Genomic DNA, 8430 nt, shown 5'->3' on the forward strand with positions numbered 1-8430 from the left:
ACCCCATGCCGCAGGCGGCGGCGTTCCGGCGCTCCCCCGCGCAGGTCATGCGCCTCGACCGGATGGGATGCAGCCACCCCACGCGGCTGTCGTTCCTGCGCCAATTGCTGCGCCGGATCGAGGCCGAGGGCTGGATGTTCGACCGCCCCGTATGGGACATGGACGCGCGCGGCGTGGGTCGCGCCGTCTACCGGATGCGCACTCCGGGCGGCAGCCTCAGCCTCGTGGCCTTTGGCCACGACCTGCCCGCCGACCAACGCTCCGACCGTGTGATCGCCACCGCTTGGGACGCGACCTTCGCGCTGTTCGACGGCACACCGGATGCGGCTGATCTCGACCGGCTCGCGGCCAACGTGCCGCTGCAGGAGGCCGGGCGCGTCACGCCCCGCGAGCTGTCGCTCAGCCGCGCGAACCGGTCGGTTCGGCTCTTCAACCATGTGGTCGAGCGGCTGGCCACGGGCCAGCAGCCCGACGAGCGGATGCTGCGCGAGACCGGCTATCTGATGCGCACCACCGCCGTCTACGGCTCGGGCAAGTTCGGCGCTGCCGACCGCGCGATGATCGCCGGGCGCCCCGCGCTCTCGGCCCCGTTCCAGGCCGAGATGCTGTCGGTCTGGCTGACCCGCGCCTTTACCATCGACCTGGTCGAGCACCTGGCCCGCGCCCGCGGCGGCGACCGCGCAGTGCGCCTGCGCCCCGACCTGCGCCGGGGGCTGGGGGTGGGCAATTCCACCGGCCTCGGCATGGCCCCCTTCCTCGTGCGGCACCCGGTGCTGCTCAATAACTGGATGATGGCCCGCGAGGAGGCGCTGGCCCGCGTGCGCGCGCAAGAGACTGCGGACGCGGCGACACTTGCCGGCTTTCACACGGCGCTCGCGGCGGCGGTGCAAAACGCCACCGACTGGCAGAGCGCGCACCCCATTCAGCAAACCAAGCTCGGCGATCTGCAGGGCGGCTTGGCGCGGCTGGAGACATTCGTCGCAACCGAATGGGACACTGCCGCCGCCCACCCCTGGGACACGCTCTGGCGCTGGGCGCAAGCGCACCTGCCGATGGAGGCACAGGAGGCGCTGCTCGCGGCGATGCTGGAGCCGCATGGCGACCTGATCGACGGGCTGGGCGGGTGTATGCAGGCCGACGAGGAGGCGCATTTCGGCATCGACGGCACCATGCCCGTCTCCGATCTGCGCGCCATCCTGCAAGAGCATTACGACTGGGCTATCCACACCGATTACAGCGATCCAGCGCACTGCGCCCGCTTCTGGTACATCTCTGAGGAAAAGCTGGAACCGCGCCTTGGCGAACGGCGCACCGAGGATGGCGCAAACCGCGAGTTGCCGCTCGACACCGGGCGGCAGGCCGCCGCGCTCTGGCACGCCCTGCGCGACGAGGCCGATGACACGCCCGTCGCACGCCTGCTGCTCGTCCACCCCGAACACCGCCTCATCACGCGCCGCGCACAGATCGCCGCGCGCCACCCCTTCGCCGAGATCCGCGACAACCTGATCGCGGCGGACATGCTGCCCATTGACCTTCTGCGCTGCAAGCTGGCGTTCTTCGGCGCGACGCGGTTCGATCCGCGCTCGGACCGCTGGGTGCGCATCAGCCTGTTCCAGGACGCGCCCTACCCCGGCGATCTGCACCGGGAGGACGCACCGTGATGCTGCCGCCCAACGATCCCACGCGCAGCGCCTCCGCCCCGGACGGGCATCAGGCCGCGACGGTGCGCCTGTCGCTGTCGGAGATCAACGCGCTGTGCTTCAAGGCGGCGCGCGGCGCGGGGCTCGGCTGGGGCGAGGCAGAGGAGGCCGGATGGGCCGCCGCGTGGCTGTCGCGCGCAGGGCTTGCCGGGCCGAAGATCATCCTCGGATGGCTCGCAGACGCGGCCACGCTGGCCCGCCCGGCCCCGTCCCCCGATCGCTGGGCCGCGCGGGCGCACGCCCACTGCCCCCTGCGCACCGGCGCAGCCCTCGCCGATTTCGCCGGGTTGCCCGAGGGACCGGGGGACGGGGCCCTGATCGTGGAGCGTGTGGCGCACCCGCTCGTCACCCTGCCCTTCGTGGCGCAGGCGGCCGGGCGGCTTGACCTCGGGCTCTCGATCGGTTGGGCTGATGTCGAGGTACTGCTCGACGCAGCGGGCCGCATGTCGGCTTTCGCCATGCCGGAGCGAGACCACCGCGAGGCGACAGTCATCACCATCGCGCCCAAACATGATCCGGCCACGCCGGGCGCCACGCGCCACGAGGCCGCGACCGTCACGGCCGTCGCCCTCGGGGACTGGCAGGCGCTCGACGCCCTGGCGCTGCGCATCACCGTTCCGCCCTCGCCGCAATCGCGTGCCGGGGCAGGTGCCGCGGGGGATGACAATGATTGACCCGCATTCCGACGATCGACCATCAACCAACCCACTCAACAGGGAGTAAGACCATGAGAAAACTGACACTTGCACTGGCCTTTGGCGCGCTGACCGCGCCGGTCGCGGCCCATGCCGAATGCGGCGAGGTCTCCGTGGCGGAAATGAACTGGGCCTCCGGCTCGATCATCACCAAGATCACCGAGTTCCTGATGGTCCAGGGCTATGGCTGCGACGTGACGCTCGTGCCCTCGGCCACCACCACCGCCATCACCTCGCTGGCCGAGAACAACGAGCCCGACGTGGTGCCCGAACTGTGGGTCAACTCGGCCCCAGCCTACTTCAAGCTCAACGAAGAGGGCAAGGTGCTCAAGGCCGCCGATGTCTTCTCCGAAGGCGGCAGCGAGAACTGGTGGGTGCCCGACTACCTCGTGGAGGAGCACCCGGAACTCGCCACCATCGAAGGCATTCTGGCCAACCCCGAACTGGTCGGTGGGCGTTTCCACAACTGCCCCGACGGCTGGGGCTGCCGGATCGCCAATGACAACCTCGTCAAGGCGTTCGACTTCGAGGGCCACGGCATCGAGGTGTTCAACCACGGCTCTGGCGACACGCTGCCCGCCGCGATGGCCTCGGCCTACGAGAACAAGGAACCGTGGTTCGGCTATTACTGGGGTCCGACCGCCGTGCTGGGCCGCTACAACATGGTGGCCGTGGACATGGGGCCGCATATCCCCGAAGTGCACGCCTGCAACCAGACGCAGGATTGCGACAATCCGGGCAAGTCGGCCTACCCGGCGGCACCGGTTCTGACCGTCGTCACCTCGGATTTCGCCGAGCGCAACCCCGAGATCTTCGACCTGGTCAGCAACATCTCCTTCGGCACCCAGGAGCTGAGCAACCTGCTGGCATGGCAGGCGGATAACAGCGCCTCCGCCGAAGAGGCCGCCGTCTACTACCTGACCCAGAACAAGGACACCTGGATGGGCTGGGTGAACGACGAGGCCGGCGAGAAGCTGAGCGGCATCATCAAGTGATCGATACCCCCGGGCGGGGCCGTGCCACGCGCGCGGCCCCGCCCGCCCAACAAACAGGACAAGGCCCGCCAAGGGCCTGCGCAGGGAGAGCCGGACAATGGCGACATATGATTTCATCTTCGACGGGCTTGGCCTGCGGGAATGGTGCGACAAGGACGCCTCCGACGCCCCGATGAGCATGGCCGAACTGCTGGCGCAGGGGGGCGGGGGCGCGGGTACCTCCATCTGGAAACTACCCTTCCCCTCTCTCGACGCGCTCAACAAGGCCTGCCCGGCCATCGCCCGCACCCGCGACGTGACCAAGGGCGTCGAGACCGGCTTTCTCGACATCAAGGATTCGCTCAAGGTCGTGCTCGACCCGATCACCCAACCACTGAGCTGGTTCCTGGAGGGCGCACTCTACACGTTCCAGAACACACCGTGGTTCATCATGATCCCGCTCTTGCTCGCGGTCGTCTATTTCGCCTCGAAATCGCTGAAACTCGTCGGTTTCGTGGCCTTCTCGATCCTCTTCCTCGCGTTCATCGACCACTACAATTTCGCCATGCAGACGCTGGCGATCATATTCGTCTGCGCCTTCCTTTGCGTGCTATTCGGCGTGCCCATAGGCATCGCCATGTCGCGCAGCGACACGATGCAGCGCCTGACGATCCCGGTTCTGGACATGCTCCAGACGCTGCCGCCCTTCGTCTATCTCATTCCCCTGATCTTCCTCTTCTCGGTCACCGAACCCAAGCTCTACGGCATCGCGATCATCCTCTACGCCATCGTGCCGGTCATCCGCCTGACCGATCTCGGCATCCGGCTTGTGGACAAGGAAGTGATCGAGGCCGCCGACGCCTTTGGCATGACCAAACGGCAAAAGCTTTACGGGGTGCAGATCCCGCTCGCGCTGCCCAACATCATGGCAGGGGTAAACCAGACCATCATGATGAGCCTCGCCATGGTGGTCATCGCCTCGCTCGTATCGGCACCGGGGCTCGGTGTGCTGGTCCTGCGCGGCATCCGCAACCTTGAGCTGGGGGTGGGCCTCATCGCCGGTCTGGGCATCGTGCTTCTGGCAGTGATCCTTGACCGGGTGACCAAGGCGGCGCTGGCCCGCGTCAATGCCGCAAGTGCCGTGCAGAGAAACTCATGAACGGGGCCGCACCGATGGAAAAACACGTCAAGCTCTCGATCCGCAATCTCTACAAGATCTTCGGCCCCGATCCGGCGCGCGCGCTCGAGCATGTCCACGCGGGCGTGGGCAAGCCGGAGCTGTGGGAAAAGCACGGCCACGTTCTGGGCCTTCAGGACATCAATGTCGACATGCAGGACGGCGAGATCACCGTCATCATGGGGCTGTCGGGCTCGGGCAAATCGACCCTCATCCGCCACCTCAACAGGCTGATCGAGCCGACCGCGGGCCAGATCCTCCTGGATGGCGAGGACGTGCTCGCCTATGACGAGCGCAACATGCGACGGCTGCGGCGTCAGCAGATGTCGATGGTGTTCCAGCATTTCGCACTCCTGCCGCACCGCACCGTGCTGGAAAACACCGGCATGGCCCGCGCCGTGCGCGGCGAGAGCCGGGCCGACTACCAGGACGACGCGCTCAAGTGGCTCGATCGCGTGGGCCTTGGCGGCCAGGGCGGGCAGTATCCGCACCAGCTCTCGGGGGGGATGCAACAGCGCGTTGGTATCGCCCGTGCGCTGGCCTCCGACTCGCCCATCATGCTGATGGACGAGGCGTTCTCGGCGCTCGACCCGCTTATCCGCACCGACATGCAGGATCTCCTGCTCGAGTTGCAGGCAGAGTTGCAAAAAACCGTGGTATTCATCAGCCACGATCTCGACGAGGCGCTGAAACTCGCCGATCACCTCGTCATCCTCAAGGATGGCCGCGTGGTCCAGCAGGGCGAACCGCAGGAGATACTGCTACACCCCAACGACCCCTACATCGTGGACTTCATCAGCGACATCAACCGCGCGCGCGTGCTGCGCGTGCGCTCGGTCATGACCAAGGACGCGACGGACGAGGGGCCGTTCGCCGGAGAGGTGGACCCCGACGACACCCTGGAATCGGTGATCGCGGTCTCGGGCGGGGATACCGGCCTCAGCTACCGGGTCATGCGCGAGGGTCGGCAGGTCGGCGTTCTCGACATGCAGGACCTCGTGCGCGCGCTTGTCCCCACCAGCGCCGCCGATGACGGCATGCGCGCCCGAGCGGTGTGACGGGGGGTGTACGGGCGACGGGCGAGAATAGCCTGGAACCGTCGTTGGGCATTTCACGATGAGCTGCGCTGCGCCCGACCGCCGGGTGGGCGCAGTTTGGCTCGTGCTGTGCGATTTATGGTGCAATATACTTCGGAAATCACCGCTATTTGCACCGTTGCAGAAGCGCCCGCCCGTCACGCCAGAGGCGTGCCGCCGATATCGGCGCACCTCCGGTGCGACGGGGCGGTCGGGCGCTGCGCGGCGGCGCGTAAACGCGCCTTGTCCTGCGCGGGTGCACGATGCGTATGGCAGTTCCAGGCCAACCCCTGCCCTCACCCCGCCGCCGCCGCCGAGTAACGCGGGCTCTGCACCACGCCATTGTCGAAGAGTTGCGCGATCTCGGTCTCGCACATCCCCACCACGTCGCCCAGCACCGCCTCGGTATCGGCCCCGAGCGCGGGCGCAGGCGCAGGCGCGGCGCGCGCGTGCGCGGAAAACGCCGCCGGGTGCCTCGGCACCGGGAACCGCCCCAAACCCGGCTGATCGAGCACCGAGAACATCGGGTTCTCCGGCCCGAGGTCCGCATCCTCGTCGAGCGCCTCGCGCACCGTGCGGAACACCGACCAAGTCAGCCCAGCCGCATCGAAATCGTCGGCAAAATCGTCCACCCTTCGCGCGGCGAACCACGGGCGAAGGATCGCGGTGATCTCGGCGCGCGTCTCCCACCGTGCGCCCTCGTCAGACAGGTCGCGCCCCGTCCGCTCGGCCAGTGCCGCCATCGCCGCCTCGCTGCCCGTGGCCTTGACCAGCCCGCGCCACTGCCGCGACGTCAGCCCGATCACCATCACCCGCCGCCCGCAACCGCAGACAAAATCCTGCCCGTAAGCCCCGTAGAGCGCGTTACCCGCCTTGGGTCGGTCACACCCGTTCACAGCCGCGTCGCCGATCAGCCCGAGATGCCCGATGGTTGCCGCCGCCACGTCCTTGAGCGACAGTTCCACCTCTTGCCCGCGCCCGCGCCGCAGCCGCTCGCGCTCTGCCGCCAGAAGCGACGACACCACCAGATGCCCCGCCGCCACATCCCAGGCGGGCATCGCGTGGGCCACCGGGTCGGTCCAGCCGACCGGGCCGGTCATGTCCGGCACGCCGAGCGACGGATTGACCGTGTAATCCACCTGCGGCCGCCCGCGCCGATCGCCCATCAGCGTCACCATGACGAGGTCGGCACGGTACTGCGACAGCGTCTCGTAATCCATCCATCCGCGCACCCGCAGGTTGGTCAGGAACATCCCCGCATCCCCGCCCGGCGCCGTGATGATCCTTGTCACAAGCTCGCGCCCCTCGGGCCGCTGCATGTCCACGGCGATGGACTTCTTGCCCTTGTTGAGCCCGGCCCAGAACAGGCTCTGCCCGCTTGGCGCCAGCGGCCACCGCCCGGCATCGAGACCGCCGCCGATCCGGTCGAAGCGGATCACCTCGGCCCCCATCTGCGCCAGCGTCATACCCGCCAGCGGCACCGCGACAAAGGCCGATCCCTCGACCACGCGCATTGCGTTCAGTACCCCGCTCATGCCGTCTCCTCCCAGCGCGCCGTGGCCTGCGTGCATTGATGGCCGTCCTGCCCGGCATAGAGCGCGAGCCCGCCCGCCTCACGCGGCTCGGCCATGATATCCACCCGCGGACTTTCGCCGCGCACCAGCAGCATCGGATGCACCCCGCGAAACGAAAAACCGGCAGGCCAGGTGCCGCGCACCCGTTTCGCCGCCTGGATCAGCCATGTGGCCTGCAACGGCCCGTGCACCACGAGACCGGGATAGCGCTCCACCTCTTGCGCATAGGGCAGATCGATATGAATGCGATGCGCGTTGAAGGTCACCGCCGAATAGCGAAATAGCAGCACCTCGCTCAGCCCACGCGTCTCGTGCAGGAGCGGGGCATCGGGCATCGGGCGCTTGCGCGGCGGACTATAGCGGTCGGGGATGTCGAGATAGACGATGGTCTGCTCCTCCTCGATCGCGAGTCCATCGTTGCCATGCACCTCGTGCGCCACGGTAACCAGCACCATCGGACCCGCAGCGCCAGCCTTCTCCTCGACGCTGCGAATGACCGTGTGCCGGGTCATCGTCTCGCCGACATGCAAGGGCCGCAGGAATCGCAGGTCGGCACTTGCCCACATGCGCCGTTGCAGGGGGACGGCAGGCAGGAAGCCGCCCAGCTTCGGATGACCGTCGCGCCCCAGCTCCTCCAACGGCACGGTCGGCACGAACGCGCACCAATGCCACAGCGGCGGCATGTCTTCTCCCGGCCCCGGCGCGGGGCGGTCGGCATCCCCCAGCGTCGCGTGCAACTGCGCGGCCTGCACCGGCGTGATGCTGCCCGACTTCTTCTCGGTGCGCCCTTGAAAGACAGCATGTTCGCCTGCGCTCATCTGTGACGATCCTCCCGGGCGCAAAGCCCGCCCGATCCCGGAAAAAAGTCAATATTTCAAATGGTTAACTGGATACCGCGGTATGCAGCAGCGGCTTCGCACACGCAGAAATCCCACACAGGCGTTGAAATCATTGGCCAATCCCGGCCCGACGCGGGCCAGAACAGCCCCAATAACGGCGGGCGGCCCGCGCCTGCCGCGCGTGCCAGCGGGCGCGGCATGTTGCCCCAGCCACGCAAAAAGGGCGCCCCGGGGGCGCCCTTTTCAATCCTTTCGCCAGGCTTGGCGAATTACTCGATGATCTTGCTGACGACGCCGGCGCCGACGGTGCGGCCGCCTTCGCGGATGGCGAAGCGCAGGCCGTCTTCCATGGCGATGGGGGCGATCAGCTCGACAGCGAATTTCAGGTTGTCACC

Annotated in this window: 7 protein-coding genes and 1 pseudogene; 5 read left to right on the forward strand and 3 right to left on the reverse strand. The window is 67.7% G+C overall.

Annotated elements, in window-relative coordinates; translation table 11 throughout:
- The first annotated feature begins 5 nt into the window (after positions 1–5).
- From C6W92_RS03255 to C6W92_RS03275, 5 genes are all read left to right on the forward strand, one after another.
- Positions 6–1661: a hypothetical protein gene (locus C6W92_RS03255; RefSeq protein ID WP_129431639.1), complete on the forward strand. Its 1656-nt coding sequence runs from the start codon at positions 6–8 to the stop codon at positions 1659–1661.
- Positions 1661–2374, forward strand: coding sequence for a DUF3726 domain-containing protein (locus C6W92_RS03260; RefSeq protein ID WP_129431626.1), 714 nt, complete (start codon positions 1661–1663; stop codon positions 2372–2374). The genes C6W92_RS03255 and C6W92_RS03260 overlap by 1 nt, the downstream gene beginning before the upstream one ends.
- Positions 2375–2427: 53 nt before the next feature.
- Positions 2428–3390 (forward strand): ABC transporter substrate-binding protein, encoded by a 963-nt coding sequence (locus C6W92_RS03265; RefSeq protein WP_129431627.1) that lies wholly within the window; start codon positions 2428–2430, stop codon positions 3388–3390.
- Positions 3391–3487: 97 nt separating this feature from the next.
- Positions 3488–4528, forward strand: coding sequence for an ABC transporter permease subunit (locus C6W92_RS03270; protein WP_129431628.1), 1041 nt, complete (start codon positions 3488–3490; stop codon positions 4526–4528).
- A 14-nt stretch (positions 4529–4542) separates the two neighbouring features.
- Positions 4543–5604: a betaine/proline/choline family ABC transporter ATP-binding protein gene (locus C6W92_RS03275; protein ID WP_129431629.1), complete on the forward strand. Its 1062-nt coding sequence runs from the start codon at positions 4543–4545 to the stop codon at positions 5602–5604.
- A gap of 314 nt (positions 5605–5918) precedes the next feature.
- Here the strand turns inward: C6W92_RS03275 and C6W92_RS03280 are convergent, their stop codons facing one another.
- The 3 genes and pseudogenes from C6W92_RS03280 to tuf form a co-directional block, all read right to left on the reverse strand.
- Positions 5919–7157 carry a CoA transferase gene (locus C6W92_RS03280; RefSeq protein WP_129431630.1) on the reverse strand — a complete coding sequence of 413 codons (1239 nt, stop codon included), beginning with the start codon at positions 7155–7157 and terminating at the stop codon, positions 5919–5921.
- A complete protein-coding gene (locus tag C6W92_RS03285; RefSeq protein WP_129431631.1) occupies positions 7154–8014 on the reverse strand; it encodes a MaoC family dehydratase N-terminal domain-containing protein in 861 nt (286 codons plus the stop codon). Before C6W92_RS03285 ends, C6W92_RS03280 begins: the two co-directional genes overlap by 4 nt.
- A 290-nt stretch (positions 8015–8304) precedes the next feature.
- A pseudogene (tuf, locus tag C6W92_RS03290) lies at positions 8305–8430 on the reverse strand (elongation factor Tu); the annotation flags it as partial.

Source organism: Roseovarius sp. A46, assembly GCF_004126395.1.
GTDB classification, from domain to species: Bacteria; Pseudomonadota; Alphaproteobacteria; order Rhodobacterales; family Rhodobacteraceae; genus Roseovarius; species Roseovarius nitratireducens.

Coding starts and splice junctions, on each gene's coding strand:
- C6W92_RS03255 (WP_129431639.1), top strand. CDS start 6: ATGCCGCAGGCGGCGGCGTTCCGGCGCTCCCCCGCGCAGGTCATGCGC.
- C6W92_RS03260 (WP_129431626.1), top strand. CDS start 1,661: ATGCTGCCGCCCAACGATCCCACGCGCAGCGCCTCCGCCCCGGACGGG.
- C6W92_RS03265 (WP_129431627.1), top strand. CDS start 2,428: ATGAGAAAACTGACACTTGCACTGGCCTTTGGCGCGCTGACCGCGCCG.
- C6W92_RS03270 (WP_129431628.1), top strand. CDS start 3,488: ATGGCGACATATGATTTCATCTTCGACGGGCTTGGCCTGCGGGAATGG.
- C6W92_RS03275 (WP_129431629.1), top strand. CDS start 4,543: ATGGAAAAACACGTCAAGCTCTCGATCCGCAATCTCTACAAGATCTTC.
- C6W92_RS03280 (WP_129431630.1), bottom strand. CDS start 7,157: ATGAGCGGGGTACTGAACGCAATGCGCGTGGTCGAGGGATCGGCCTTT.
- C6W92_RS03285 (WP_129431631.1), bottom strand. CDS start 8,014: ATGAGCGCAGGCGAACATGCTGTCTTTCAAGGGCGCACCGAGAAGAAG.